Source organism: Nitrospira sp. (assembly GCA_024760525.1).
GTDB lineage: Bacteria > Nitrospirota > Nitrospiria > Nitrospirales > Nitrospiraceae > Nitrospira_D.
The window spans coordinates 1,689,279-1,716,133 of the sequence record CP060499.1 but is presented as its reverse complement, the minus strand read 5'-3'; the positions used below and the strand labels follow the sequence as shown (position 1 = coordinate 1,716,133).

At 56.0% G+C, this 26,855-nt stretch carries 27 protein-coding genes; 15 read left to right on the top strand and 12 right to left on the bottom strand.

Annotation, left to right across the window (positions count from 1 at the left end; genetic code table 11):
* Window positions 1-16 precede the first annotated feature (16 nt).
* The 4 genes from H8K04_08095 to glgC form a co-directional block, all read right to left on the bottom strand.
* Entirely contained in the window at window positions 17-613 is a 597-nt protein-coding gene (locus H8K04_08095; GenBank protein UVT17484.1) for a hypothetical protein, read from the bottom strand.
* Entirely contained in the window at window positions 577-999 is a 423-nt protein-coding gene (locus H8K04_08090; GenBank protein ID UVT17483.1) for a phage holin family protein, read from the bottom strand. Before H8K04_08090 ends, H8K04_08095 begins: the two co-directional genes overlap by 37 nt.
* Window positions 1,000-1,092: 93 nt before the next feature.
* Entirely contained in the window at window positions 1,093-4,002 is a 2,910-nt protein-coding gene (gene treY, locus H8K04_08085; GenBank protein ID UVT17482.1) for a malto-oligosyltrehalose synthase, read from the bottom strand.
* A gap of 13 nt (window positions 4,003-4,015) precedes the next feature.
* Window positions 4,016-5,254: a glucose-1-phosphate adenylyltransferase gene (glgC, locus tag H8K04_08080; protein ID UVT17481.1), complete on the bottom strand. Its 1,239-nt coding sequence runs from the start codon at window positions 5,252-5,254 to the stop codon at window positions 4,016-4,018.
* A gap of 199 nt (window positions 5,255-5,453) precedes the next feature.
* Between glgC and H8K04_08075 the strand changes: the two genes are divergently transcribed.
* From H8K04_08075 to H8K04_08065, 3 genes are all read left to right on the top strand, one after another.
* Window positions 5,454-7,091, top strand: a complete 1,638-nt coding sequence (locus H8K04_08075; protein ID UVT17909.1) for an acetolactate synthase large subunit — start codon at window positions 5,454-5,456, stop codon at window positions 7,089-7,091.
* A gap of 178 nt (window positions 7,092-7,269) precedes the next feature.
* Entirely contained in the window at window positions 7,270-8,049 is a 780-nt protein-coding gene (locus tag H8K04_08070; protein ID UVT17480.1) for a response regulator transcription factor, read from the top strand.
* 618 nt (window positions 8,050-8,667) lie between these two features.
* Complete coding sequence (locus tag H8K04_08065) at window positions 8,668-9,330, top strand: response regulator transcription factor (protein ID UVT17479.1); 663 nt, start codon at window positions 8,668-8,670, stop codon at window positions 9,328-9,330.
* 61 nt (window positions 9,331-9,391) lie between these two features.
* On the opposite strand, the gene H8K04_08060 is transcribed toward H8K04_08065, so the two are convergent.
* Entirely contained in the window at window positions 9,392-10,033 is a 642-nt protein-coding gene (locus H8K04_08060) for a response regulator transcription factor (GenBank protein ID UVT17478.1), read from the bottom strand.
* A gap of 508 nt (window positions 10,034-10,541) precedes the next feature.
* Here H8K04_08060 and H8K04_08055 point away from each other — a divergent pair.
* The 4 genes from H8K04_08055 (at window position 10,542) to H8K04_08040 (ending at window position 12,549) form a co-directional block, all read left to right on the top strand.
* Window positions 10,542-10,781 carry a CsbD family protein gene (locus H8K04_08055; protein UVT17477.1) on the top strand — a complete coding sequence of 80 codons (240 nt, stop codon included), beginning with the start codon at window positions 10,542-10,544 and terminating at the stop codon, window positions 10,779-10,781.
* Between the two features lie 68 nt (window positions 10,782-10,849).
* Entirely contained in the window at window positions 10,850-11,458 is a 609-nt protein-coding gene (locus H8K04_08050) for a porin family protein (protein ID UVT17476.1), read from the top strand.
* Between the two features lie 133 nt (window positions 11,459-11,591).
* Window positions 11,592-12,350, top strand: a complete 759-nt coding sequence (locus H8K04_08045) for a tetratricopeptide repeat protein (protein ID UVT17475.1) — start codon at window positions 11,592-11,594, stop codon at window positions 12,348-12,350.
* 31 nt (window positions 12,351-12,381) lie between these two features.
* A complete protein-coding gene (locus H8K04_08040; GenBank protein ID UVT17474.1) occupies window positions 12,382-12,549 on the top strand; it encodes a DUF1328 domain-containing protein in 168 nt (55 codons plus the stop codon).
* Window positions 12,550-12,697: 148 nt separating this feature from the next.
* On the opposite strand, the gene H8K04_08035 is transcribed toward H8K04_08040, so the two are convergent.
* A complete protein-coding gene (locus H8K04_08035; GenBank protein ID UVT17473.1) occupies window positions 12,698-13,171 on the bottom strand; it encodes a hypothetical protein in 474 nt (157 codons plus the stop codon).
* Between the two features lie 1,043 nt (window positions 13,172-14,214).
* Between H8K04_08035 and H8K04_08030 the strand changes: the two genes are divergently transcribed.
* Together H8K04_08030 and H8K04_08025 are read left to right on the top strand one after the other, a co-directional pair.
* A complete protein-coding gene (locus H8K04_08030; GenBank protein UVT17472.1) occupies window positions 14,215-15,672 on the top strand; it encodes a sigma-54-dependent Fis family transcriptional regulator in 1,458 nt (485 codons plus the stop codon).
* A gap of 66 nt (window positions 15,673-15,738) precedes the next feature.
* Entirely contained in the window at window positions 15,739-16,140 is a 402-nt protein-coding gene (locus H8K04_08025; protein ID UVT17471.1) for a response regulator, read from the top strand.
* 90 nt (window positions 16,141-16,230) lie between these two features.
* Here H8K04_08025 and H8K04_08020 read toward each other — a convergent pair whose 3' ends face one another.
* Together H8K04_08020 and H8K04_08015 are read right to left on the bottom strand one after the other, a co-directional pair.
* Complete coding sequence (locus tag H8K04_08020) at window positions 16,231-17,952, bottom strand: HAD family hydrolase (GenBank protein UVT17470.1); 1,722 nt, start codon at window positions 17,950-17,952, stop codon at window positions 16,231-16,233.
* A 185-nt stretch (window positions 17,953-18,137) separates the two neighbouring features.
* Window positions 18,138-18,707 (bottom strand): Slp family lipoprotein, encoded by a 570-nt coding sequence (locus tag H8K04_08015; protein ID UVT17469.1) that lies wholly within the window; start codon window positions 18,705-18,707, stop codon window positions 18,138-18,140.
* Window positions 18,708-19,117: 410 nt separating this feature from the next.
* Between H8K04_08015 and H8K04_08010 the strand changes: the two genes are divergently transcribed.
* The 4 genes from H8K04_08010 to H8K04_07995 all read left to right on the top strand — a co-directional run bounded on the left by H8K04_08010 (window position 19,118) and on the right by H8K04_07995 (window position 21,986).
* Complete coding sequence (locus H8K04_08010; protein UVT17468.1) at window positions 19,118-20,299, top strand: AI-2E family transporter; 1,182 nt, start codon at window positions 19,118-19,120, stop codon at window positions 20,297-20,299.
* Between the two features lie 155 nt (window positions 20,300-20,454).
* On the top strand, window positions 20,455-20,829 hold the full coding sequence (locus H8K04_08005; protein UVT17467.1) for a four-helix bundle copper-binding protein: 375 nt from the start codon (window positions 20,455-20,457) through the stop codon (window positions 20,827-20,829).
* On the top strand, window positions 20,826-21,170 hold the full coding sequence (locus H8K04_08000; GenBank protein UVT17466.1) for a hypothetical protein: 345 nt from the start codon (window positions 20,826-20,828) through the stop codon (window positions 21,168-21,170). Before H8K04_08005 ends, H8K04_08000 begins: the two co-directional genes overlap by 4 nt.
* 183 nt (window positions 21,171-21,353) lie before the next feature.
* Window positions 21,354-21,986, top strand: coding sequence for a superoxide dismutase (locus tag H8K04_07995; protein ID UVT17908.1), 633 nt, complete (start codon window positions 21,354-21,356; stop codon window positions 21,984-21,986).
* 109 nt (window positions 21,987-22,095) lie between these two features.
* Here H8K04_07995 and H8K04_07990 read toward each other — a convergent pair whose 3' ends face one another.
* From H8K04_07990 to H8K04_07975, 4 genes are all read right to left on the bottom strand, one after another.
* On the bottom strand, window positions 22,096-23,304 hold the full coding sequence (locus tag H8K04_07990) for a glycosyltransferase (GenBank protein ID UVT17465.1): 1,209 nt from the start codon (window positions 23,302-23,304) through the stop codon (window positions 22,096-22,098).
* A complete protein-coding gene (locus tag H8K04_07985; GenBank protein ID UVT17464.1) occupies window positions 23,288-23,980 on the bottom strand; it encodes a hypothetical protein in 693 nt (230 codons plus the stop codon). The genes H8K04_07990 and H8K04_07985 overlap by 17 nt, the downstream gene beginning before the upstream one ends.
* A 103-nt stretch (window positions 23,981-24,083) precedes the next feature.
* Window positions 24,084-24,425 (bottom strand): YtxH domain-containing protein, encoded by a 342-nt coding sequence (locus H8K04_07980; protein UVT17463.1) that lies wholly within the window; start codon window positions 24,423-24,425, stop codon window positions 24,084-24,086.
* A 46-nt stretch (window positions 24,426-24,471) separates the two neighbouring features.
* Window positions 24,472-24,798, bottom strand: a complete 327-nt coding sequence (locus tag H8K04_07975; protein ID UVT17462.1) for a DUF2934 domain-containing protein — start codon at window positions 24,796-24,798, stop codon at window positions 24,472-24,474.
* A 232-nt stretch (window positions 24,799-25,030) separates the two neighbouring features.
* On the opposite strand from H8K04_07975, the gene H8K04_07970 reads away from it, so the two are divergent.
* On the top strand, window positions 25,031-25,489 hold the full coding sequence (locus H8K04_07970) for a hypothetical protein (protein UVT17461.1): 459 nt from the start codon (window positions 25,031-25,033) through the stop codon (window positions 25,487-25,489).
* 269 nt (window positions 25,490-25,758) lie between these two features.
* Window positions 25,759-26,847: a glycosyltransferase family 4 protein gene (locus H8K04_07965; GenBank protein UVT17460.1), complete on the top strand. Its 1,089-nt coding sequence runs from the start codon at window positions 25,759-25,761 to the stop codon at window positions 26,845-26,847.
* Window positions 26,848-26,855 lie beyond the last annotated feature (8 nt).

Sequence of the window (26,855 nt, the reverse complement as noted above, 5' to 3'; positions counted from 1 at the left end):
CATGTGCCTCCCAGACCTATCGGCGGGATATTCGAGACCTCGTCTGCAGAGAGCCGAGGAGCGCCGGGACGATCTGTTTGGCCGCATCCCGGGCAAATGCCCGAAGACTGTACATGACGGCTTTTTGTGAGTGCCGGATCTCGGATCGAAAACTATGTTTGATTTCACTCCAGGCGCCTGCTGGAAATGAAGACCGGTCCCTTCGCTCCGGGAAATACGGATAGACACCGGATTTCATCTGTTCGCCCTCTTTCGATCCCGAGGGCATGATCGGCACGCCTTGCGTTTCCGGCGGATAGTAGGGGTAGACTTTCGGCCTCCGCAATCTCTTCCCCAACATGCTGATGGCGTAACCGAACAGCACCACTCCCGCGAGCACGGCCATGGGCCGTTGGTCCAACTGTCGCACAGGATTCAACAACCTCGTGGCGGCAAGGCCGGCGTCTTTGGCGATCGTCGCGGCAATCGTCGCAATTTCCGACGACGTCACTGTTATCCCTTTCACTTGCGCCCGGACTTCCTCATCGAGCAAATCAAGTTTGCGGCTGATCTCCGCCCGTGTTTCAGCAATGTCCTTCAGATCTTGTTCGATGGCATATGATCTTTGATCCATTGAGCGTCTTCCTTCATTGAATGGAGGGTTCGGCGCGGGATGAGATTGAAATCCTGCAAGGCTTGCGTTGCCCTGACCAGGAGCGCCGAGCCGACGGCTAAGAGGATGACCCCGATCGCTCCATAGCAGGCCCACAATGGAAGATCGGCGAACTGGTGCAGCATCTGAGCTATCATGATGAGAGCGAATACACCGCCGATGAGGGTCAACCCAATTCCAACCCCGATTGAAACCGCCGCTTGACAAGCCTTTCTCGTCTCGGCATGGAACTCGTCCCGCATAAGCTGGAGCTCTTGACGGAACAAGGTCCGAACATCTCCGATCAGACCCATAAAAAGCCCGATCAGTCCGTTCCTTGACGAGCGCGTCTCTTCTTGAGCCGTCACGTGTGCCTCCAACTCCTCATGTGGCAGCTATTCTAGCAAGTCCGTTCAGAAGGACCACTCGGTAACGCCCTAGCATACGGCGTTCTGGATCGATCATGACAGCGAGCCCAGTCGGGATGGTTCCGGTAGATCCCCCTCCAATAACCCTATAGGACAGACAGCGAATAGATCCGCGGCACGCACCACGGAGCGGTCTCCCTTGCGCAGGCAATCGATCGAACGACCGCTGAGAAGTTCCTGGAGCTGCTGGGGTCTCCACTCCGGAGGCATGACGACGCAGGTCTCATCCCATACCGAATCGGCTGATTCGGCCAACCGCATTGAGATGAGCCGCGGCACCACCGCCATCACCACCTTGGTCCCATGATGGCGCATGAATGCCACGAGATGGTTTGCGGCAGGCCCTTCTGACTCAAGCGGGACATATCGGCCATGCACGAACACGTCAGGATGTATCCGCCGGCAATGAAGTCCCATCATGATGAGATACAGCTTGATACGGCCGTCATTGGCATGGTCCATGAGTCCGCGCACCAATTCCGCGCGGTCGTCCCGGAGTCGGATAGCATGGAGCTCTTCCAGCAATTTTCCTCGAAGCGCATAGTCGACGGGCCGTCGATTGTCCGGATCGACCAGATTCCAATCCCAGAGTTCAGTTCCTTGGTACACATCCGGAGTGCCGGGTGCGGCCAGCTTGATCGTCGTCTGCGCAAGCGAGTTGATGAACCCCGCGCGCGCCACCTGCTCCTTGAACCCGAGAAAATCAGGCAAAAATTTGTTGGTGTGGCTCGGGGACAGGACGGCTTGCACAAAACGGCGCACGCCTTCCTCATAGGCCTTGTTCGGATTGACCCAGCTGGTATGGACTTTCGCTTCACGTGTGGCCTTCTCCATATATTGTTCGATCCGGCGGCACACATCGCCGTGCTCGTGCTCCGTGAGTTCACCGGGCGGCCAGACGCCCATGCAAGTTTGATAGAACAGATATTCGTCGTTGGCATCCGGGACCGCCTCGCCGTCGACTTCGATGCGATGCCTGGCATTCCATTTTGCCCACCGGTTCACTTTTGCTTTCCATTGGTCCGGAATCTCGGACAGGGCGTTCAGCCGTGCGCGCGCATCTTCGCCGCGCTTGGTGTCATGCGTGGCCGTGGCGGACAGTCCCTTGGGCCATCTGGCCTGTCGCTCGCTCATCCGGCGGTGGAAGTGGTCCGGAGAAAGGCCGAATTGCTGCGGCTCGCCCCCGACCTCATTGAGAGGCAGAAAGCGATTGTACCGATAGAACGCCGTGTCCTCGATGCCTTTGGCCGTCACCGGGCTGGTCGCCTGCTGAAATTTCATGATGAAACGCGTGACTTCGTCGCTGTCCCGCACGCAGAGATCATGCTGCTTCAGCAGCAACTCGCGAATGAAGCTGAATACCTCGCTTCCGATGGCGGGATTGCGGCGTTTGGCGTGAGCCACGGCCTTCTGGATGCACACCCGATCCCGCTCGCTCACCGGCTCGGCTCCTTCCCTGACGTAGGTGCGATAGACCGGGAAGCTGGCGATGATTTCCCGGATCGCGTTCGTCAAACTGTTCAGCGTGAAGTCTCTCGACCCCCGATCCCGTTCCGAGATCACGTTCAGTTGATGGCCGAGGACGTTGATCTCGCTGGCCATGGAAGCCCGCATGATCAGCTGTTTCGCTTCATAGGCCACTTCGGCGTAACCTTGCCGCCGCCCGGTCATCCGGTGATAGAGGTCGGTGAACGCCCGCTCATGCGCCTGGTTGACGAACAGGCCGTTGACGGTATTGAGAAACTCGTACCCGGTCGTGCCCTCCACAGGCCAAGCCTCGGACAGTGTTTCATCATTCGCCAGGATTTTTTCGACGACGATAAAGAGCGGAAGGTGTGTCGTGTCGTGCCCCCATTCGCGACGGGCCCAGGATTGGAGCTGCTCCAAATACACCTGTGGATCATAGAGCCCATCGACATGGTCGATGCGCAGGCCGACCACGGTCCCATCCCGTAGGAGCTGAAACACCATCTGATGCGAATCATGGAAGACTGAGGGCTCTTCCATGCGAATGGCGGCCAACTCGTTGATGTCGAAGAACCGCCGATAGTTGATTTCCTCGGATGCGACTTCCCACGAAGCCAATCGGTAGGACTGTTCATTCAACAGTTCGTCGAGCAAGTCAAAGCTCTGGGGTATTCCCCGCGTGCCATTGAAGAGGCGGACGTTTTCCCCCACAAACGCAGCGACGGCCGGACTATCCCGCATCAAGGTGGCCAGACGTCTACGGATAACCCCTGTCTCGCGTTCCCGCTCTTCCAGCTTCGGCTCGCTGGTGTCATCAACTCCCGGAAGATTGCGAATAGCCGTCAAAATGCTCTGCAACTCCATGGCCGCCTCGCCATGCTCGGATTGGCCGTGGTCCTGCACCCACTGGTCGAGCCTGTATGCCAGCACCTTTTCCCAGGTTCTGGTCGCCAAGGGCAGACGGCATGCTCCACACCGGACCACCAGGTGTTCATCTTCATAGGCCAACGCAATGTGTTCACGCTCAAGCACCTTTCCGTATTGGTCCGGCAGGATCGGCAGCAGAACCTTATTCTTAAGTTCTTTTTTGAGCGGCTGCCAATTGATATCGAACACGCGCGCATGACGGGACGCCGGCCCATTTTCCAGCACGTCGTACCATCTTTGATTCAACGCTTGGGAAATGCCCATGTGATTCGGCACGACATCCAGGATCAGGCCCATGCCCAGCGCGCGGAGATCTACGCTCCAGTCACGAAAATCCTCTTCAGTTCCAAGTTCGGGATTCAACCGCGACGGATCGATGATGTCATAGCCGTGCATGCTGCCCGGCACGGCGGCCAATATCGACGAACTATAACAATGGGTAATCCCGAGATCGTTCAGGTACGACGTTACGGATTGCGCGTGCCGGAATCCGAATTCTCCGTTGAGTTGAAGTCGGTACGTGGCGAGCACGGGAAGGTCTGTCATCATGACCCTCGGCGTGTCATGCGAGCGGCTGCATCGCTCTTGCCGGCACGGTTGTGTTGCGCGGAATGACGACGAGGCCTGTCGGGGAAATATGACAACCCGGAACGTGAGAGGGTTCGCGATGATCGATATCGCTTTCGGCAGGGATGCTGCTGAAACGATCCGCAATCACCCGGGACAGGCGTGCCTGCGCTCCGATATGGACCCCGTCCATGATGACGCATTCGTCCAAGCACGCTCCGGGCTCAATGCGGACCCCACGTCCGATGACCGACCGCTTGATCTGGGCATCCACGATCTGACTCCCCTCTCCGATCATTGATTCGTCGGCCCGGGTTTGGACCACCGACGCCGAGGGGCCGTCATATCCCGCAGCGAGAATCGGCCACTCTTTGTTCCGCAAATCAAACCTCGGCGTTTGCCCCAAGAGATCCATATTCGCCTGCCAGTAGGCATCGATGGTTCCGACATCACGCCAATACCCCTTTTCTTCGTAGGACCGCAGGCCCGGCACGTCATTCCGTAGAAAGTCATACACATACGCTTTTTGGCGTCCGATCAGGTCGGGAATGATATTCCGGCCGAAGTCGTGTCCTCCGGACCGGGCGGCATCTTGCTCGAGAATGCGCAACAAGACCGACATGTCGAAAATATAGTTGCCCATCGAGGACAGCGCCATCGTCGGTTGCCCCGGAAGAGGCTTCGCGCGATGAGGTTTCTCATCGAATCCGATCATTCGATTATTCGCATCGACCTCGATGATGCCGAACTGAGAGGCTTGTCCGATCGGTACCGGCAGGGCCGCCACCGTGACCTCCGCCCCGCAGTCCCGATGAAATTGGATCATGTGCGAAACATCCATCCGATAGATATGGTCGGCCCCGAATACCGCCACCACATCGGGCCGAAAGTCCGCGATCAAGTTGAGATTGTGATACACCGCATCGGCAGTCCCCTCGTACCATCCGCCGCGCGCGCGCATCTGAGGAGGCACAACGGTAATGAAATGATCTCTGATCCGCCCGGCGATGCGCCAGGACTCGCGGAGATGTTCGATCAGCGATTGCGAACGATATTGGACAAGCACATAGTTTGCGGTGATGCCGCTATTGAGCATGTTGCTGAGGACAAAGTCGACGATTCGATACTTACCTCCAAAAGGAATGGCCGGCTTCGTGCGTACCGAGGTGAGCGGCATCAGGCGCTCGCCCTTGCCTCCCGCCATAATCATCGCCAGCGTCCGGACTCGTCTCATGACGAGCTCAATCTAGACTTCCGCTCATCCATTCGATACTGGGAGAATCCCGAGCTTGCCAATCCAGCGGGATCGTCATTGGTGTCTGTCAGAGTGGAGGCGAACTAGGTTGGACCCTAGTCCCCTTTTCCTCGACAAGAGCGCACCTTCGATGCAGTCCGGATTGGCGCCATCGCATAACAAGAATTCAGGGATCTACATGACCGTGGCCGAGCTACTCGTGAGGTGTCTCGAAAATGAAGGGGTCCGGTTCTTGTTCACCATCCCCGGCGAAGAGACCCTCGGGCTGATGGATGCACTCACCGGTTCGTCGATCCGGGTGATTGCAACTCGGCACGAACAAGGGGCCGCGTTCATGGCGGATGTGTATGGGCGGCTCAGTGGGAAAACCGGTGTCTGCCTTTCCACGCTGGGACCGGGCGCCACGAATCTCGCGACAGGTATCGGGGATGCGTTCCTGGATCGAGCGCCGTTGCTGGCCATCACCGGGCAGGCGTCATTGAACCGGCGCCACAAGGAATCTCATCAGTACATCGATGTGATGTCGATGTTCAAACCCGTGACCAAATGGAGCACCTCCATCTCGAAACCCGAGGTCATTCCCGAAGCAGTTCGCAAAGCGTTCAAGATCGCCCAAACTGAAAAGCCGGGCCCGACCCATCTCGAGTTGCCTGAGGATGTCGCCGATGAACACATTGGGAACGCCGGTGCCGTCGCCCCTCTCTTCGTACAAGCGCCGGTCATGCCTGAGCCGGCTCCCAGTCAGGTTGCCCGAGCCGTTCGGACTATCGCCGAAGCCAAGCGCCCGGTGATTCTTGCGGGGAACGGCGTCATCCGTGGAGGAGCGTCCGATGAAGTCCGCCGGTTCGCGCGGCGGCTCCAGATTCCTGTTCTCCACACCTTCATGGCCAAGGGCGTCCTGCCGGACAGCGAGCCCCTCTCGCTCTATACCCTCGGCCTTCAAATGCGGGACTACACCGCGATCGTTATGGAGCAGGCCGACGTCGTGCTCGCCCTCGGCTATGACTTCGTAGAATACGCACCCTGCTTCTGGAATCCTCGGCGGGACAAGCGGATTGTGCATATGGATGTGTCGCCCGCGGAAGTGGATGAACATTACATTGCCGAAGTCGGCGTATTGGGAGATTTGCGCCTGTCGTTGGACTTGCTCGGCTCAAAGTTGGCAACGTTTCAATCCTCCTGGGTCCGCGATGCCCGCGCAATCGTCCTCGAGGGTTTCGAAGCGGAACTTTCCGAAGCCACGTCATGGCCCATTCGTCCACAACATCTTATCCGGGAACTGCGGGCGGCGCTTGGGCCGGATGATATTGTGATATGCGACGTCGGCGCCCACAAGCTTTGGATGGCTCGCATGTTTCCGTGCGACGCGCCGAACTCCTGCATCATCTCAAACGGGTTTGCCGCCATGGGGATCGGTGTGCCGGGAGCCATCGCCGCCAAATTACTGTTCCCCCAGCGTCGGATCGTGGCCGTCACCGGCGACGGAGGCTTTCTGATGAATTCGCAAGAGCTGGAAACCGCGGTGCGTCTCGAATTGCCGATCGTCATCCTTGTATGGCGAGACGACGGATACGGCGTGATCCGTTGGAAGCAACAGCTCCGGTATGGCCGAACGTCGGGCGTCGAGTTCACTAATCCCGACTTTGTGCGCTTCGCGCAAAGTTTCGGCGCAGCCGGGTACCGGGTCAAGGATCTCTCGGAATTACGATCAATTCTTCGCGAAGCCCTTGAGGCGAATGTGCCTGCCGTCATCGATTGTCCCATTGATTATCAGGAGAATCTCAAGCTGGCCGAACGCCTGAGTCGACTTGGGTAACGCCGGCTTTTGATCATGGCTCGACGCACGTCATGGAATATCTTCCGGCCGAACACACGTTCTCCTCCTTACGCTTTTCAATTGCTCCCACCTGACTAGGGGTTTGCCTAGGAGCTATCTCTGGAGCAAACCCGGTAATGTACGTTATTGGTAAAACAGCAGGAAGTTGGAACAAATTGTGACCATCAACACTACGGAACGTGATCAATCGCAGGTCCGGATTCCTGCTCCGCATGACCAGCTGACTCAATCTCTCATCGTGATGCGCATGAAGCTCCGCCCGGCGGTGCCGTTGGTACCTGACAAGAGAGCCGCAGGACTTCTGAATGATCTCGATCAGGCTCTCATAGAAGCGCTGAACTACACACGGTCCTTGGTCGTTGAACTGCAGCCGCCGACAGATTGCGCGACGGTATCCCTGTCGATCACGCCAAGTCATGATCTGTACGCGCCTGCGCATGCCCAAGGCAAGAGCCATGCGCGCTCAACGCCCGGCGACGAACAAAACAGGACGCCCTCAAATACTCAGCCTGCCACATCACCGAGCAATTCTGAATTCAGCACTGACGTACACCATCAGAAATTACCCATCCGTGTTTTGTTGGTGGACGATCACTCGATGGTGCGGCAAGGTTTACGCAGCCTTTTGGAGGGCTATTCCGATATTGAAGTGGTGGGTGAAGCGGCCGACGGTCAGGAATCGCTTGCTTGTGTCGAACACCTGCGGCCTTCGGTCGTCGTCATGGACCTGAATATGCCAAAAATGAACGGGGTCGATGCGACCGCGGCCATCAAATCACAATATCCCGAGACGATCGTTCTTGGATTGTCGGTGAACGCGGGTCATGACAACTATGCGGCGATGACTCAGGCAGGCGCGTCGGCCCTCTTGACGAAAGAAGCCGCGGTAGATCAACTGTACGACCTGATTCATCAAGCCCTGACAGCCAAACCATGACTCTAGGCATTCGATGAGCTGTCGTTTGTACGTGATCATCCAGCGGTCTAGACAAACCGTTTCAGTGATCAGGAGTTGATTCGCCGTCCTCCCAGAATACAAGCGAGAGTGACGGTGGGCGTTTCCCGAAAGGACCGGAAGTGTGTCTCATGCATCGATCACCGCTTTCTTACAAAATTCCGAATACGTACAGGAGGACCAGCAAGCTGGCCGGCACCCCTAATAGCCAAAGAATGAAATATCGCATGTCGTCCTCCCTTCAACAACGGTGGCCCAACACTGTATGATGTATGGCGTTCTGATACCGTTTTCCCTGATCATCGATGCCGGTCGCCGTCCGGATTTCTGGAATTGGAGGGCGAGCCGGCGGCACAGGCGTAGGACATGGGGGCGGTAATGGAGGCTGTGGAGACGGAAACGGATTGGGATCCGGGGGAATAGGATCAGGACCGGGTCCTGGATCGTGCCTGCGCTGTTGTAGATCAGTGATCCGACAATCAATCGATATCATGATTGCACTGTAGCAATCTTATCTTTTTCATTCATCTAGGAGAGTCCCTTGCACATCGACCGCATAGGTTCTGTGAAGCATCAAACCATCATTGACGAGGTACAACAATGAATACACGGCCAACCATCCTGCTGGCGGATGATCACGTCCTTGTCGCGGAAGGCCTTCAGAAACTGTTGGAGCCTGAATTTACACTGTTAGGCATCCTTGCGGACGGCCGAGCGCTGCTGAAAGCCATCGAAGAATGTCCGCCGGACATCGCGATCGTGGACATTTCCCTACCGTTGCTCAATGGATTGGATGCGTCTCGCCAAATCCGCAAACACAACCCATCCATCAAAGTCATCGTTCTCACGATGCACTCGGAGTCGAGTTATGTGATGGAAGCGTTACGCATCGGGGTGTCAGGCTATGTGCTCAAGCAGTCGGTCGGAGATGAGCTGGTACAGGCCATCAAGGAGGTGCTCAAAGGCAATACCTACATCTCTCCCATCGTCCCGCAAAGCGTAGTCGAACAAGCGATGCATCCACTCCCCACGGAAAGCGAGGCAGAAGAGGGAGGTTTCTCGCATACCCTCAGCCTGCGACAGCGGGAAGTGCTGCAGCTCGTGGCCGAAGGCAAGTCCATCAAGGAAGTTGCGGCGGTGCTGAACCTGTCGACCAAGACTGTCGAGTTTCACAAGACACGGATCATGAGACAGCTTGGTATGCGGTCCGCCGCTCAGCTGACGAAGTATGCCATTGCAAACGGCCTCATCACCATTCACTAATGTCACTGATATGAACGATTCGAGATCGGTAGGATCTCACACGTGACGACGGAATGCCGGATCACAACTCCGTTATTCCCGAGGCGAGCGCAAAGCGAATCAAATCGGATGTGGTACGGACACCAAGTTTGCGGGTAATATTGGCTTTGTGAAACTCGACGGTCTTCATCGAAATATTAAGGTCTTTGGCGATATTCTTAGTGCTGCACCCATTGGCAAGCAGGACAAGAATTTGCCGTTGCCGCTGGGTTAAGTCGGTCGTATACCCTTCCGGCCTCGACCATTCGCACTCCATGGCTTCGCGAATTTCCACGTTGAGCTTGGTAGACACGTACCGCCGATTCATCATCGCGCTCTTGACCGCCTCGTGCAGTTCATCCGAGGCCGACTGCTTCAGCACATAGCCCGCCGCTCCCGCGCGAAATGCTTCGCTCACATACACAGCTTCGGTAAGCATCGTCACAAATATGACCTTCACGGTGGGAAGCAGGGATTTGAGCTTTCGCGCCGCTTCAAATCCGCTCATTCCCGGCATATTCGCGTCGAGGAGCACGATATCCGGTCGCAACTCCTTGGCGGCATCGAGCACCTCCTGTCCTGTCCTCGCGGTTCCCACCACTGAAAAGGCCGGCTCGAGCAATTGCTTCATGCTCTCCAGTACAAGGGGGTGATCGTCAGCGAGCAAAATATGTGCACTATACATTGGAACTCCTTCGATCTATCCGGACGGTCAGTGCAAACTCGCCTTGTCCATCATCGTACATCCAGGGCTCATATTCAACAGTGAGGACTCGTTCGAGCTCTGCGGCAAATGCTGGTGCCGATTATGGCATCACTGATGAAACCATCAGACTAGCGATGTCCCTAGCTTGATCCCATCCGCCTACCCGGCCTGACAGCGAGTCGTTGGTTTAGATTCCACCCTCACCCGCTCGTGAGTCAGGATATCGGAGCGATACAACTTTCGAAGCATTCCCTCCCGCAGAAAGCATGAATTGTCATGTTTCTGTCCGCATGGATTTCCCTCGATTCAATGATACTCAACCCCGTTTTGCGTGTGTATTCATCGCTTTATCGGATTCTCACTAGGGAACAAGCTAGTCGATCCACAGCGTGCCGTTCGATATGAACTGACAAGGCGCGACGAAATTGGAGGGAGCGATTTCAGTTCAGTCCATCACTGTTCATCAAATCACAAGGAGGGTCCTGACATGAATGCGGACATATTCAAAGGCAAATGGAATCAATTCAAGGGAGAGCTCAAGCGGCAGTGGGGGCAATTTACCGACGACGATCTCATGCAAATCGAAGGGAATTACGACAAATTCAAAGGGAAAGTCCAGGAACGTTATGGCGACCGCAAGGAGGCTCTCGAGGCTTGGACAGATAAATGGTACGGCGGTCAATCAACCCCTACCGGAGGATCGTCCGCAACCAATCTTCGAAAATAACCGGCACGCAAAGTCATGGCCCCTGACAGCAATACAACTGCCCTACTTATAGCCAAGGAGCACCACGTATGTATACACTTTTTGGTAAAGCCTTCGCGGCCGCCACGCTATTCGTCAGCCTCACTGTCCTTCCATTCATCGGTGCGGCGCAAGCCGAAGACGGCACGGTGAACTGGGCCGGCATGCCCCAAGTCGATATCGGTTTCTTTTCTGTGGGCGGCCGTGCAACCTACTTTGATCCCAAAGAAGGCGATGCGAAGTGGTTCGGCGGCGCGCAACTTCGCATTCATCCCTTGCGGTACCTCGCGATCGAGGGCTCGGCAGATTATCGACGGGAGGAGTTCGCCGGGGGGACTAAGTCCCACACGTATCCCGTGCAGGGATCGTTGCTGATTTATCCATTGGGGACGACACGTATCGCTCCTTTCCTATTGGGCGGCGGTGGTTGGTACTATTCGACGATTGACGGCCCCGGAGGTTTTTCAGACACGCAACATCGCTTTGGAGGGCATGTGGGTGGAGGCTTACAGTTTTTTGTCACCAACCACTTATCCATCGACAGTACCTATCGCCACATTTGGCTGGAACGGATCGAATCCAAGGGAGCGAACCTCGAGGACAAGAAATTCAACGATAATGGTCACATGGTTACGATCGGCCTCAACGTCCACTTCTAGCATTCATGTCGGCCTTGATGGCGACCGGGCAACGACGACGGGTAGACTGTGCCAGTCTCCCGTCGTCCATAGCAAGCCAAGCCTTTTGCCCAAGGGGTCTTCCGAGTTCCGGCTCTATCAGAAGCACGGTAGCGTGATCATTATGATTCGCACCTTACTCTCACTACAACTTGGGGCGATAATCACGGTCTTCAACTGCAGTCCCGGCTGGGCGCAAGTGACGCTCTGGGAAAGCTATCAGTCGTCCGGGAATCAAGCCATTCAGGAGCAGCGAGCCGCGGATGCCGAACGGCTATTGCTTGCAGCCGTCAGACATATCGAGGTGTTGAACCCCGAGGATCCTCGATTGGCCAAGAGCCTGAACAACCTGGCTGTCCTATACGGCACACAAAACCGGGAAGTAGAGGCCGAGCCGCTGCTTCAGCGCGCATTGGCTATCAATGAACACGCATTCGGATGGCAGCATCCCGCCGTGGCATTGACGCTTCAGAATCTGGGAATCATCTACGCCGCACAAGGCAATTTCTCAGAAGCACATGATGTCCTGAGCAAAAGTCTCGGAATCTCGCTGCTCGTTTTTGGCAGTACTCATCCGCGTATCGGTTCAACTCTTCGAACGTTCGCGACAGTGTACGCCCTGGAGGGGGACTTTCAGGAAGCGAAACGATTCGCGGCCAACTCAATCTCCGTATTCGAGCGCGCGCTTGGAGAACGGCATCCGGAAACTACCTTGAGCATGGAAATGATGATTAAGCTCCTATCGATCATGCATCGCGAACCTGAAGCCGAACAACTCGTGTCGCGCCTCAGCAGAATACGCCAAAAACCGACTGCTCCAATTGACGTGCCCGAAGACGCCGATTCGAACCGGGATAGTGCCCTGTTGAAATGACATTCCACCACTGACCTGAAGGAGGTCTACCATGCTGAGCTGGGCCGTAACTTTTCTCGTCATCGCTATCATAGCCGGAGTCCTGGGGCTCTCAGGGGTCGCAGGAACGGCCACCTCCATCGCCTATGTCCTCTTCGTCGTTTTTCTGATTTTTGCCTTGATCGGGTTGATCATGGGACGTAGACCGCCTGTCACATAGTCGGTGCTGTTCACACCGGAGGGGGGCCGCTCCCCCTCCGAAATGCTGATTAATACCTCGCCGCCATGGCGACGCCTGCTTCAACCTCGACGGCCGACGAATCACCTTGTTTCGCCTGACACGTGCCCATCCGTCGACTGACTAGCGGTTATTGTCCTCCGGAAGAAGATGGAGGGTTCGGCAGTTCGACCGGCGGGGTTTCGATGACTTTCACCGCTTGCCCCTGTTCATTGATCCCAATCGTCACTCGCTGACCGACTGAAAAACGCTTGAACAATTCGGGGCGCACCATTTCAAAAAAGACCGGTTTGCCAAGATCTGTTTTTATCAGCCCCTTCCTCGTCTCGTAATCCAACTGGTCCAATGTGCCCGACACCACATGGTCGACCCGAGGATCATCAGTGTCTCGTGACGCTTCGACCGTCTCCACGGCAAGGCCATATCCCGCGTAACCGGTGTTTCCCGCGAGAAAAGCGAGACAGACACAGATTATTTTCCATGACGAGTGCAACCGCCTGTCGAACGACTCAAGCGATCTGAAACGACGCAACGAGTCTAAGTTCCGGTCATAGATCGACCAGTCAACCGGATTGACTCGATTATTGGAGTTCATCTCGCTCACATGCATTGTTGCTTCCTCCTCGGGGTACACCCGATCCAATGCTGACGTACTCTAGTCAAAATGCGGCATTGTGATACTAGGAAGGGCTCTAGGATTCCGCCGTTGGAGATAGCTGACGTAGGAGCATTTGCCCGAGGACACGGATGATTGCAGCGCTCTCAGAAGGGCCATGGTGGGTTACCCTCGAAGAGTGAATCATGGAAAGGATGAGCCATTATTCAGCAGCGCCGCACGGCTTGACGTGCTCTCTCGTAAACCGATTGCACTCCATCGCGACTGTGGACATTCGCTAGGGAATCCACCAGTAGGCGATCGCGATATCTTCGATCACACTATCGCGTAAATGCGGTGGGCCGGCGGTGAGACATACTATGCGCAGCGATAAGGTCACGACATTGAGCTCGTGGTTGTTGATGGCCGGTGTGCTCGTCCCCTGGTGTCGCTACCGCCCGGTTAATCACAAGGCCATAAAGACGGTAAACGACACCTGTTTGCGCGCACTCGTGCGTGGGCGCGGATAGCACACCGCCACGCGCCGTTAGACTCTTGCATTGACTTGACGTGTCCGCTTTGTCGCTTGCCTGGCGCTAGGGTCGCTGGAGTTCATAGGGTGAATCTTGGTGATCGCCCCACAATTGATACACCGCAGGCCGTGACATTGCCACGCAAAGTAGTCTGTGGCCCCGTAGAAATAATCATGGACCTTAAATCCACCGCATCGTTCGCATACCATGAGAGGACTCCTTCTTTTGATTGTGGTAAGGCCGGATTCGGGATCCATTCCCCGACGTACTTCATGCTAAGCACAAAAACTGCCACGCAGAGCGTCGGGCGCAACTCATTGACAAATCAGCAATCTGACGATGAGAGGGATCAACAACACCGGTTGAGCAAAGTGGACAACTTGTCCTTCGCGAGATAGAGAGGAACCGGAAAGGTCACAGAAGTGGTGGAATGAGAACTTTATGGCCATCCATCGAGCCGATTTCCGGAGGGCGTCCAGCCATGCGATATGTAGTCGCTATATCCAGGGAGGTCGAGACATGCATAATCCGAATATCCTGATCGTCGACGACGACGCCGAGGCCCAAACTCAGCTTCGAGGAATCCTGTCAAAAGAAGGGTACGAAGTCGATACTGCCTCCAACGGACAGGCCGCCCTAGGTGCTGTCAGCAGACAGACGCCTGATCTTGTTCTGTCCGATATCAACATGCCGAAACTCGATGGCCTCTCTCTGCTTGGAGAGTTGCGATCCCGTGGACTTGAGATGCCGGTCATCCTGATGACGGCCTACGGCAGCCTCAAAACCGCGGTAGACGGCATTCGAGCGGGCGCGTTCGACTACATCAGCAAACCGTTTCTCCAGGAGGATGTACGGCTGGTGGTCCGCCGGGCGCTCGAACATACTCAATTATCCCGCCAAGACCATGAATTGAAAGAGCAGCTTCACAATCTCTCCCATTCCGATCATCTGGTGGGTAGCAGTCCTGCCGTCGTGTCCGTCTACAAATCCGTTGCCCGAGTGGCGCAGACGGATAGCACCGTGTTGCTCGAGGGGGAAAGCGGAACCGGCAAAGAGCTCATTGCCCGCGCCATTCATGCCAACAGCGCACGCAGCGCGGGGCCTTTCGTCACGGTGGATGGAGGAGCGTTGACCGAAACCCTGCTCGAGTCCGAACTGTTCGGCCACGAACGCGGCTCGTTCACCGGCGCAATCGGGGTGAAGAAGGGGCTGCTGGAGAAAGCCCATCTTGGCACATGTTTTCTTGATGAAGTAGCCGATCTCTCGCCGGCACTGCAAGGAAAGCTGCTTCGCGTAATCCAAGAACGGGAATTCCGGCGCGTCGGCGGTACTGCGACCCTGACGGTCGACGTTCGCATTATCGCCGCATCAAAAAAGAACTTAAGTTCTCTTGTTCAGGCCGGAACGTTTCGCGAGGACCTGTACTACCGACTCAACGTGGTAGCGATCGGCATTCCTCCGTTGCGAGAACGCATGGAAGACATCCCGCTCCTGGCTCAGTACTTTGTACGGATGTACGGGGCGACCAAATCAAAGCCCGTCACGGGGTTCTCCACCGAAGCCATGAACGTGCTGACCCGCTACTGGTGGCCGGGAAACGTGCGTGAGTTGGAGAATGCCATCGAGCGGGCAGTGGCCCTGACTCCACATCCAATCATCTGTCCTCAGGATCTGCCTCAGGTCGTCCAAGCCGCCCCCGTACAGTCCGTGGCTCATGCCCGAGGATGGGTGACCTTGGCCGAATTGGAACGGGAACATATCGTGCGCGTGTTGAAACACCACCGTCAAGACCTCGGCCGATCTGCCACAATCTTGGGAATCCACCGCAAGACACTTCTACGGAAGCTCAGGCAGTTTGGCCTTGCAGATCAACCGCGGACAACCTATCTGACTCCGGACATGTTGTCTGAGACGTTATCGACGGAATCTTTGTCGACAAATCACAACCCGCATGAATTCGATTATTCACCTTCATAAGCGAGTGGACCGTTCTTTGCTAATGTTCTATTTCTCAGTGAGTCAGCTCAACGTGGGACACGCGACATGGATGGGTACGGCAAACGGGTGCTGATCATCGATGACGATCAAGATATTCGCTTCGTGACAGGAATGGCATTGATGGATGCCGGGTATAATGTCTACTCGGCATGCGACGGCATCGAAGGATCCGAGGAAATGAAAAAACGCCGCTACGATGTGGTGCTCGTGGATTACCACATGCCACGATTGAACGGCTTACAGTTCATCCAACTCTGCCGTGCCATGTGGCCGGCGACGCCCATCATTCTGATGTCCGGTGATAGGTATCTGACGGAGCATTTCGATAAGGTTGACGGCGCGTACACGTGCATGGCCAAGCCCTTTGAGTTGTCGAAGCTGCTGACGCTCGTCAACCAAGCCTGTGGAGAACCGCAGCCGATCGTCGGAACAGCGCAACCCTTCTGAACGATACGGCTCGGCATTCACTCAACAGTCGCTCAATCCTGCGATTCGCTGAGATCCGGATCTGTGAGCATCTGGTGGCCACTCCATCCATTACAGACCCGTTGCGGGAACAGTGTACCTCTCCTCGATCACCGACCGTATCAATCGGCGGCTGCGTTCGGCGCTGAGAGATGGCTGCTGTTCAATCCGCCGAGCGGCATCGGCCAACTGGGGATCCTTAATGCCTTCCGACATCCATGTGCTGTAATCCCCCCGTCGAAGATGATGCAACCACGTGTTTTCATCCACACCCTCCGCCAGCTGCATGAATTGGATCAGGTTATGCGCGCGCAGGTTCAGCGCATTTTCAGGACCCCGAAAGTAGAAGCTTCGATCGGCGGGCAACTCGCCTTCGGCATATTTCCGGCGATGACGTTGACGGTCTGCTTCGCACGGAGCAATGCGTACCCGGTGGGGTGGCTCGGTGGATCGTCGATCCCAAAACACCGCTTCACCATGATTCAGTGCCGCAAGTTCCTCCTCGGGTATAGCCAAATCAAGCGTCTCACAAAACCTCCTGATTGTACCCGCCGGATCCTCTCCCAAAGACACGACTATATCCACCGTACGCAGCACCGCTTTCGCAACCTGGTCCGGATGCACCGTGACATAGACCATACCGGTCAAGTCTTGCGCCAGGACTGCCTGAACCGGTTGCCATTCGCGGGGCAGCAAATGGTGCGCTTCATCGACGAGTATCCAATGAGGACGTCCGAACTTCGCTCGACGCTCCTGAAGGGCAGGCAAGAGGGCCAAGAAGAAGGCCGGACGATCATGCAGCGGTACACCCACAAGATTGACGACCACATTCGTGCTTGAGCCTTCAAGGGCAGTGAGAATTTCAGCGACGCTGGGACCTCGTTGAGGAGTTCCAAACATGACCGCTCCGGCAAAGCCCTCATAATCTCCCTCCGGATCGATAATACAAAACTGATAGCCCTGTTCCATCACTCGCTCAAGAATCCCGATGGCCAAGGTCGATTTTCCGCTTCCGGAAGAGCCCGCCAGCAAGAGGTTTAATCCGGTGGCGGGAATGGCGACTTCTGCGCCGTTCTGCCGTGTACCGATCAGGACATTGCGGCGGCTTGTGTTGAACGGTGACACCTGCATGTCGTGCTTGACGAGTTCATCGATGATTTCGGAAACCCCACATCCTTCCGCACCGATGGTGACCCAATCGGCGCTTTCCTTGAGCATCGGCACAGCATTGGCCACCGCCACCGCATATTCACACTGATTCAGCAAGGCATGGTCGTTTTCCGCATCCCCGATCGCAACGACGTTGCGCGGCGACAACGCCATCTCACTCAAGGCGGCCACGAGACCGCTGGCTTTGTTGATGCCGGCCGGAACGACCATGACCGCATCTCGATTGAAGATGACTTGCAGCTCAAGTCCCAAATCGCGAATGGCCGCAAGGAGCGTCAGCTCATGCGGTCGAACCGTGCTCACGATCGACTCCGCAACCGAGAGTTCCGGCACCTTCCGGCGCCGCAGCTCGTCGACGAACGCCGCAGGAATCTGAGGAGCCAACGACAGCTGTTCGCGTGTCGCGGGCCGATAGAGCACGGCACCATTGTCAGCGACGACTCGTTCGCACAGCGCGACTTCAGGAAAGATATTGAGAATATCCGGCAGCAAACGTCCGGTGACCAGAACGAGTTTCCGCCCGGATTGGATAAGCCGTTCGAGTGCCGCGATCGTCTCAGGTTTCACCCGTCCGGCACTTGCCAGCGTGCTGTCATAATCAGTTGCGAGTGCCACATATTTCATAGGAATTGCACCATGCAAACAGGATTTTCTCTGAGATAGATATGAATAGTCGTGAAGGAGTACTGATGCGAGACACGCACGGGAATCGAATTGCAGCTCAGAGCGCCGGTCGAAACGTGCGACCCATCACCGCGACGCGAGGGTCCGTACTTCCTCAGAGCCAAACCCTAATAACTCTATGGAACTCAACTCCCCGAAACACGAGTTCCCTCCCAAAATGTATATGGCCGGTTTCCATAGTAGCCGTATCCGTAATAACTGTAATAGCCGGCGAATGGATAGTTCGACTTGGTACGTCCATCCCAGACGGTCATGTCACGTATGACGATCACCGGATAGTCATACATCGCCTTTTCACGCGTTTCTGTCCGGGAGCCTACGATCTCACCAATCACGGTGATTCGTGAGCCTTCCTCAAAGATTGCGGGATCGATGATTTCACCACGACTGTCCACTGCGAGAAATCGTCCTCGTGACGAGGCCCGGTTATCAAGCGGAATGTGATCCTTGTTCAGCGGCAACTGGAGCACTTCGACTTTTGTACGATCCGTCTCACGCGCCGCAGTGAGTACTTCCCCGCCCCATACCACTATCTGCCCTTTATATGCATCGGGAGAAGCTTTTACTTCCTCATACGTCAACTTGTGATTGACCTGGGCCGCCAACCGCTCCGGAATGACCTGATACCGGTTACATCCGCCAAGGAAGACTGAGAGAACCGCATATGCGACACACAATCCAGGCGTGACTTTCATAGATCACCTTTCCAGTTTACTGCTCGGTTGATCACCCTTCTAACGAGCGCCGCCGGGCAGAAGTGCCGACGATCATTTCACCACACGGTACTTTATTAGGTCTGCAAAACGCAGACCCGTTTTTACCTAGCGCATCCCATACGACCTCAGCGGCAAGGGTATATATCACCTGCTTGCTGTAGAAATCCCACGTGAGGATGAGCGACTTGAAACATGAGATGGGGCACTGCCGGACAAGATGTCTGCGCCAAGACAACTCATCCTAGGAAAAGAGCTACGAACTTCATTACGGGGATATGTGCTGCAGATATGCGGGCACTGTGCTTGCAGACCATGAGTCATAAGTATGGGAGTGGAGCGAACGTGATGAATCAAATTACCTTCGCAGAAGCCGGAGACGCATTGACTCCATGAGTTCTCTTCATCACGCACCGGCACCCCGGACTCCCCTGGCACCCACTCCACCACCGGCTGAGTCCGCTCCACGCACGTCCGGCATCGACAGACACCTGTGGGAAATCCGCCCGATTCGCGACCTTTTTATCCTCGGCGCGATGGTCGCTCTGCTCTGGTTTGTCTTCGCGCTACACCAGGTCTTTTTACCCGTGTTTGTCGCGCTCCTATTGGCCTATTTGGTCAATCCGTTTGTGGACTACGCATTCACGCGGTGGAAGACTCCGCGCCCCGTCACGGTGGGAGTACTGATGCTGTTCCTGGCTCTTGCCGGGGTCGGCATTGGTCTTTGGCTCATTCCGCTTTTGGTGGAGCAAGCCGAGACGTTGATACAGAAAATCCCCGTCTATGCCAGGAACTTCTCACAGCGCTATGAGACACTGTTCGGCGGCTGGTCGATCAGTCTAGGAGACTTTCTCGGCCGTCTGCACGATGATCCCCTAGCGACGATCCAACCGCTTCTCTCAGGAACCGGTCAGGCATTTGGCCTCTTGGGGCAGCTGCTAGGGATCACTGCCAATGTCGCGCTTTATGCGATCTTGATTCCAGTCTACTTTTTCTTTTTTGCATGGAATTTCGAAAGCATGAGCCGGACCATCGTTCGCCTCGTCCCCGTCTCGCATCGACCGCACACACTGCACGTCTTGCGTCGAATGGATACGGTCGTGCGAGGCTTCTTTTTTGAGCGGCTTCTTATCGCGGTGATCACCGGGGTGCTGTATGCGGGAGGCTGGTCGTTTGCCGGGGTCCCCTATTGGTTCCTTCTCGGCGTTGTCACAGGTTTGGCGTCCCTCGTCCCATATCTTTCCGCCATCGGATGGCCGGTGGCGGTGGCACTCAAATATGCCGATGCCCTCACGACCGGCCAATGGGCCACCACCGATTGGATGACGATCGTGTTATGGCCGAGCGTGGCCTACCTGATTGTGCAATTTGTCGAAGGCTGGGTCCTGACTCCCTGGTTGCAACGTCACTCCACCGACATGAGCGCCGCGACCATTCTGATCGTCGTCTTCTTGGGGGGCGCCGTCGGCGGACTGTTCGGACTGATCTTTGCGATTCCCGTCGCGGCATGTCTCAAGATTGTGGTCGATGAATTTGTCAGACCGCGGTGGCTTCGATGGGTGCACGAGGCCTAGGGTCATGATAGTGACCGCCAGCTGATCTCTCTAGGGACTATCCGAGTACAGGGACGGTGAGGAATCGGCGTAGAGTCATGGATAAGACGTGGTTGCATTCGATTGAAACGAAACGGAAGCGAATGCACTGATCCTTCAAGCAAGGAGACGATGATATGCAAAAAACACAGCCCATAGCAGACCAACAAGACTGTATCAATGCCTGCTTCTCCTGCGCCCAAATGTGCGAGAGATGCGCGGACGACATGATCGGCATGACTCATCACGGCCACGATGATTTAATGACACGCTGCATCCGGCTTTGCCGCGATTGCGCAAGTATCTGCATGCTTGCCGCCCAATGGATGAGCCGATCTTCCCAGCACGCTGAGTCTCTTTGTCGTCTCTGCGCGGAAATCTGCGATCAATGCGCCGAGGTATGCGAACGTCATGCGCCCGATCATCCATTGTGCGGTCCTTGCGCGGAGGCGTGCCGGCGATGCGCGGAAAGCTGCCGTGAGATGGTAGGAAGTGGGGTCCACACGACATGATGACCGATCGTCGGGAAGAGCGGAAACGCATTGAAGCCTCGGCCTTCCCACTCCACTGGATACGGGATTTCTGCTTGGTTATGGGAGTGCTGGCCATTGCTGTGAGTGCTTTACCGACCGATTCACCAGCCATGACTCCGATCCAGACCGCTCTCAACGCCGAACAGGCAAATCCGGATCCGAAGCCGTCCGGCCCCATGCCGGCTCCGCCGACGGATCCAAGCCCGGGGCCGACCGACCCGACTCCGAAACCCTCAGGACCGATTCCGGTTCCTCAGCCTCCCGTTCCAACTCCGAACCCATCGCATCCGCCACCATCATCTGGCCATGGTTCCCAGTAAAATTCATGATTGGAGGGCTTCGATGACACCATTATATGAGCATCAATCCAGATGGGACGAATCATTCTTCGGCGCGGGATTATGAGTGCCTTCTTGCGCTCCTTGATATCAGACGCGTCGCAGCAACCTGGATGTCTATACCACTATCAACCTTATTGATGGAGTTTCCCCATGTATGCGCCACTGCCGGAACGGATCTATGAACCACGACCCTACGATCTCCATGGTCTCCACGGAATTTCAGATCGCACGCTCGATGCACACGTCCATCTCTACGAAGGTTATGTCAAAGAAACCAATACGCTGACCGCGCAAATACGAGACATTCTTGAGAGCGGCAGGGCGGATCAGGAGGGAATGCCGGCGTATTCGGAACTCAAGCGTCAATGCGGCTTTGAATACAACGGCATGGTGCTGCACGAATACTACTTCGACAATCTCACGATCCAGGGATCGCCCGATCCCGGTGCGCATTCACCGTTCAGAGAGGCGACGGAAGAGAGCTTCGGAACGTATGACGCGTGGAAACTCGACTTTGTGAGTGTCGGGAAGATGCGCGGGGTCGGCTGGGCCATATGTTATTTGAATCCACATCATGGCAGGCTCTCCAACCACTGGATTACCCTCCACGAGACAGGCCATATCGCCGGCTTCGTTCCGGTCTTGGTCATGGACGTCTGGGAGCATGCTTTTCTATTAGACTACAAACCGGCTGAGCGCCCCTCATATATCGAGGCATTCTTCTCCAATATCAATTGGAAGACGGTGGAGCAGAGGTTGAATCGCGCCTATGTGCCGACGCCCGTTTCACGATGAGTCAACCAAAGAGAGGGCTCACCGCACCTGCTTAGAGTTGAACTTAAGCCAATATTCTGCGCAGCGCGTTTGAGAGGTAGGGTTGTATCGATGCCGTAGGACCTACACTCTATGCGGTACCTCGGGCTAAGTGAATCATAATGCCCAAGTAATCCTGCACATGCCGTGTGACCAGGAAACGGTTGCGCGCGAACTCCTTCGCCTGGCGCCCCATCGCTTCCATCCGCTCCGGCTCGTTGAGCAGACGTTTGATATAGAATGCGGTGCCGGCCGGAGAATTGACGGTGTAGCCGGTGTAGCCGTGTATCAATTGCACAGTGATGCCTCCGGTATCGCCGCCGATGACGGGCTTGCCTTTCCACATGGCCTCGGTCACCGTCAGACCAAACCCTTCGCGCACTGATTTCTGAATGATGATGGTCGCCGCCCGCTGCAGGGCATTGATTTCCAGGTTGGCCGTGGGTGGCAGCAACAGGAGTTGGACATCGGGGTCCATACCCACCGCCTCCTGCACCTCGGCCAGAACGGCCGCACCTTCGGGATCGTCGGTCGCCGTGCCGCCTGCCAGCACCAGCCGGCAATCGTGACTCTGCTTGACGATACGGTAGGCGGCAACTACTCCAAGTGGGTCTTTAAACCGATCGAACCGGGATACTTGCAGCAAGATCGGCTTATCGGTCGGCACTCCGAGCTTCTCCAATATCGATGAGATTTCTTCAGGCGCGAGCTCACGGTTTTTGTCGCTGAAAGGATCGATGGACGGATAGACGATGAACTGCGGCACCGGCAGACGACGGGCAAACTTCGGAAGCGACACAATCGCCGCGTCGTATTGCGACACGAACGGACGCAGAAACTGCCACACCGTCGGCTGGGGAGTGGAGACATCGATATGGCACCGCCATAACCACCGCGCTCCAGATGGACGGGAACCGATGAGGGCCGCCGGCTGCGGGTCGTGAATCATGGTGAAGTCTGCGTCGAGGTTCAGATCCTTGGCATTCTCGCGATTGATCTCAAGGTAAGCATCGAGCATGGCTTTGGTAATGTGTTGGGACGTTCCTTGCAACGCGTTATGAAAGCTTTTCGTCGCGTGATAAAAGGCATCGGAGCCGGTCATCACTTCCCAGCGAGTCTTGATTCCCAATTCCTCGAAGAGAGGCAGCAACCGATGCAGCATCTCCGCCACACCCCCGCCGTAGCGGGTGGAATTGACATGGAGCATCCGCGTCCCTTCCAGCTGACGACCCAGCTGACGAAGAAATTCCACCGTACCGGGCGGCGTGACCGCCCGATATTGTTCAAGCAGTTCCGCCATGCGTCCTCATCAACTCGGCGTCGCATAAGGCGACAATCCGAGCTCTCATACCTTCCAGATTAAGGCCCAAGCGCACCACGCGTTGGATGTGAGCCGCCAACTCCGGCATGTTCAAACCGTCTTCCGCAGACAGCCAATGAGAAAAATCGTCAAAACCTGGTGTCTTGCGCATACGCGCCTCGCAGAGATGGAAATAGAGCGCGCCGGCTTCGACCTCATGCACGGCGTGACGAAACTCCAAAAGCGTCCATGCATGGCGGTCCAATGGCGCTTCAATCACGTGGGACCGTATGAAGTCGAACGGCTCCGCACTCATCGCGCGAGAAATCGTAGGGTGAGAACTCAGATGGTCATCGAGAACGGTGACAATGTCCTGGCGTAGGGCTTCAAGAGAAAGATACGCGAAGGGATCCAGCACACCCAGACGCTCACCGAGGACGCGATCATGAGCGTACAGGGCCGCCCACGTGGCGAAGTCGTTGGGGTACAGCGTTTGGACATACGCATGGCGCAGGTAAAAACTGTGCGTATGATAATAAATGGCATCGGATGGAACTTCTTCCATCAGCTCCAACAGACGTCCCACATCCGTCGCGCGTTTCCCCAAGACTTCCCGCAATTCCATACAACTGACGAACTGAAACGGACGGACGGCGCGATGGTATTCCGGCATCATGACGTTCAGGCCGCCGGCTCCCCTATCGTTAACATTTCCTTCTCTACCATTCGCATCGTCGATCCTCGCTCAGGTGAGTACACTGCGCCTCTCCAGCAGTCGATCAACCGCGAGATCGTGCAGCCTCCTTCGCCGTTTCCGTCATCGAATCCTGAGCCTGTTTGGCGAATTCCTTCGCCGAACGCCCGGCTTCATGGACAGCCTCCTGGCCTTTGTCGTAATACTCCCTACCTCGCTCCACCGCCGTATCCCAGGCTTCCTGGCCGCGCTCGAGTATATCGTCTTTCGTGCGGTCGGCATAGCCGCGCAGCATGCCGCGGAGTTCGGTCCCCGTCTGCGGGGCAAATAGCAGCGCGACACCGGCCCCGATCAAGGCTCCGGCCATGAAGGCCGACCACCCGGTCGCTTCGCCCATTTGTTCATCGTAATAATTCCTGCTGTTCATGGTCGAGTCCTCCTCTAATGAATAAAATCTTCTGTTTATCTCACGTTCACTGCATCTTGACTTCGCGTTCCGCCTTAAACCAATGTTCCAAATCGTTGCCGTGCCTGCATCCGCTTTCCAGGTACAGAATAAAAGCCTTTGCCGCGATGCGGCGGTGCATCGACGTATCTTTGCTGTAGCTGGATTCTTCCTCAGCGGTAGACATCGTCAGTCGTGCATTCGTTGAGGCGCGCATTGACGGCCCTTCCCGTTTCTCAGGTCCTCCGGTGATGGAGTCCGCTCTTTCAGACGCTCGCGGAGAGTTGTCTGCCGGTGGCTCTTTGGGCGCCGACGGTTTCTGGGTCGTCTGCTTGGTCGATCGAGTGCGTGCCATGATCTCTACGTGCCCCCATGAAAGGTAAGGTTGACCGCCCAGCTCTCCTCTCAGCGCATTTGGGCTGCTTGGTTTTTCGTCTTCCACTTCATGCACCCTAACGCAATGATCGAACTGTTCAGAACTAGGAGACAACCTAGCCAAGATCGTTGTCTCGCCTGGGATAAGTCCGAGTTATCATCCCTCGCTCTTTAGGTCATGATAACGCAGGGTAAAAGAAAGAAGGGCCTGCATGAAACGATACCTCGGCGCAGCGGCGACATTCGTGCTGGCGATCGCAGCATGTCAGACGCTACCCACCATGACGCGCAGCGGCGACGTCAAGGACATCTTCATTGAAGACGCACAATCGACCGCTACCTATGTGCACGGTGATGTTGGGGACGAAATCCGGTGGACCAATAAGCGCACGGCATCGGTTCGGATAACCTTCTTGAACCGGATATCGGATCAGTTGTTATGCCGGAATAATTTTGATGGGTATTTTACCGGCGGAGTTGACACGACGCTGAAACCCGATCAAAGCGCCAGCCTGTGCTTTGGAGATCGCGCAACGATTCCCTACATCGTCAGAATATATTCGACATCGACAAACACAGAGGTCTCGCGATCCGGGCAGGTTCATATCGAAGCAGCTCTTCTCCATCCATTGGCGAATGACAAATCTGCGACAGACAGGACAGGACCCTGAGGACACCTGATGCGGATCTCCGTCCATCCGGCGAATTGCGGCATGTGCGCAGACAGGCTCATATTGAACGCCCTATGTCCAGTCGAACTTTCGAACTAGGGGGTTCCCCCGTTTAATCCTTGACCGGGTTCACGCATAAAAGTGTCAGCATGCTTCGAGAATGTTCGTCCCCTAGACACCGGCGCTCTTCCGTGCACACAGGCCGACGGAGTCATTCACACCGACCGCTCTTCCGAACGTAATCGTCCATCAGAAAGGGAAAGTCTGATATGAAGATCGCACAAGTGGCGCCATTATGGGAAAGTGTTCCTCCTCGGCGATACGGAGGCACGGAGCGTGTCGTATCGTATTTGACGGAAGAGCTCGTTCGACGCGGTCATGAGGTGACACTGTTTGCCGCCGGTGATTCATCGACATCAGCCACCTTGCATGCCATCTGCCCATCGTCTTTGCGGGCCAATCATTTATTGTTTCCTGATGCGGTGGTTTCTCTTCTCCTAGAACGCGTATTCGGAACCCACGCTGGAAGTTTTGACCTGATCCACTCACATATCGAGTTCGTAGGTTTTCCGCTCACGCGTCGGTGCCGAACGCCGGTGCTGACGACATTGTACGGTCGGCTCGACCTGCCGGAACTGGTTCCCGCGTTTCAACAGTTCTGCGAACTCCCGTTGGTTTCAGTATCGGATGCCCAACGGCATGCGATGCCAGTGGGCAATTGGCAGGCTACCATCCATTACGGACTGCCGCGGGATCTGTACTCCATGCATGACCGGCCCGGCACGTACCTCGCATTCTTGGGCCGCATCTCGCCCGAGAGTGGACTGGAGCGAGCCATTGAATCGGCCAAACGGGCCGATATGCCGATTCGCATCGCGGCGAAGCTAGATCCGGCGGATCGCGATTACTTTCAGCACATCGCGCCTCTGTTGGAACACCCACTCGTGGAGTATGTCGGCGAAATCACGGATGAAGAGAAGAATGATTTTCTTGGTGAGGCCTACGCGTTGATCTGCCCGTACGAGGGACCGGAACCCTTCGGCTTGGTCATGATCGAAGCGCTCGCTTGCGGGACACCTGTGCTCGCCTATCGGCGGGGAACCGCGTTGGAACTCGTGGATGACGGATACACCGGCCATTTATGCGATACGCTGAGCGAGATGGGGAAAGCCATTACGCGTGTCTCGACTCTCGATCGGCACCAATGCCGCGCAGCGTTCGAGAAGCGGTTTACCGTCGAGCGCATGGCCGACAATTATCTGGCCCTGTATCAGCTCTTAGCGCTCAAACAAGAGGATCAGCTCGTCACCCAGAGCTCTTTTCCGAGCAACGACGCCGTCGCCATATCCGATGTCTAATGGGCCGA

Excerpts from the sequence above, each read along its gene's own strand:
- H8K04_08095 (UVT17484.1), bottom strand. The coding sequence starts at position 613 with ATGGATCAAAGATCATATGCCATCGAACAAGATCTGAAGGACATTGCT.
- treY (UVT17482.1), bottom strand. The coding sequence starts at position 4,002 with ATGATGACAGACCTTCCCGTGCTCGCCACGTACCGACTTCAACTCAAC.
- glgC (UVT17481.1), bottom strand. The coding sequence starts at position 5,254 with ATGAGACGAGTCCGGACGCTGGCGATGATTATGGCGGGAGGCAAGGGC.
- H8K04_08075 (UVT17909.1), top strand. The coding sequence starts at position 5,454 with ATGACCGTGGCCGAGCTACTCGTGAGGTGTCTCGAAAATGAAGGGGTC.
- H8K04_08065 (UVT17479.1), top strand. The coding sequence starts at position 8,668 with ATGAATACACGGCCAACCATCCTGCTGGCGGATGATCACGTCCTTGTC.
- H8K04_08060 (UVT17478.1), bottom strand. The coding sequence starts at position 10,033 with ATGTATAGTGCACATATTTTGCTCGCTGACGATCACCCCCTTGTACTG.
- H8K04_08055 (UVT17477.1), top strand. The coding sequence starts at position 10,542 with ATGAATGCGGACATATTCAAAGGCAAATGGAATCAATTCAAGGGAGAG.
- H8K04_08050 (UVT17476.1), top strand. The coding sequence starts at position 10,850 with ATGTATACACTTTTTGGTAAAGCCTTCGCGGCCGCCACGCTATTCGTC.
- H8K04_08040 (UVT17474.1), top strand. The coding sequence starts at position 12,382 with ATGCTGAGCTGGGCCGTAACTTTTCTCGTCATCGCTATCATAGCCGGA.
- H8K04_08030 (UVT17472.1), top strand. The coding sequence starts at position 14,215 with ATGCATAATCCGAATATCCTGATCGTCGACGACGACGCCGAGGCCCAA.
- H8K04_08025 (UVT17471.1), top strand. The coding sequence starts at position 15,739 with ATGGATGGGTACGGCAAACGGGTGCTGATCATCGATGACGATCAAGAT.
- H8K04_08020 (UVT17470.1), bottom strand. The coding sequence starts at position 17,952 with ATGAAATATGTGGCACTCGCAACTGATTATGACAGCACGCTGGCAAGT.
- H8K04_08015 (UVT17469.1), bottom strand. The coding sequence starts at position 18,707 with ATGAAAGTCACGCCTGGATTGTGTGTCGCATATGCGGTTCTCTCAGTC.
- H8K04_08010 (UVT17468.1), top strand. The coding sequence starts at position 19,118 with ATGAGTTCTCTTCATCACGCACCGGCACCCCGGACTCCCCTGGCACCC.
- H8K04_08005 (UVT17467.1), top strand. The coding sequence starts at position 20,455 with ATGCAAAAAACACAGCCCATAGCAGACCAACAAGACTGTATCAATGCC.
- H8K04_08000 (UVT17466.1), top strand. The coding sequence starts at position 20,826 with ATGATGACCGATCGTCGGGAAGAGCGGAAACGCATTGAAGCCTCGGCC.
- H8K04_07990 (UVT17465.1), bottom strand. The coding sequence starts at position 23,304 with ATGGCGGAACTGCTTGAACAATATCGGGCGGTCACGCCGCCCGGTACG.
- H8K04_07985 (UVT17464.1), bottom strand. The coding sequence starts at position 23,980 with ATGATGCCGGAATACCATCGCGCCGTCCGTCCGTTTCAGTTCGTCAGT.
- H8K04_07980 (UVT17463.1), bottom strand. The coding sequence starts at position 24,425 with ATGAACAGCAGGAATTATTACGATGAACAAATGGGCGAAGCGACCGGG.
- H8K04_07975 (UVT17462.1), bottom strand. The coding sequence starts at position 24,798 with ATGGCACGCACTCGATCGACCAAGCAGACGACCCAGAAACCGTCGGCG.
- H8K04_07970 (UVT17461.1), top strand. The coding sequence starts at position 25,031 with ATGAAACGATACCTCGGCGCAGCGGCGACATTCGTGCTGGCGATCGCA.
- H8K04_07965 (UVT17460.1), top strand. The coding sequence starts at position 25,759 with ATGAAGATCGCACAAGTGGCGCCATTATGGGAAAGTGTTCCTCCTCGG.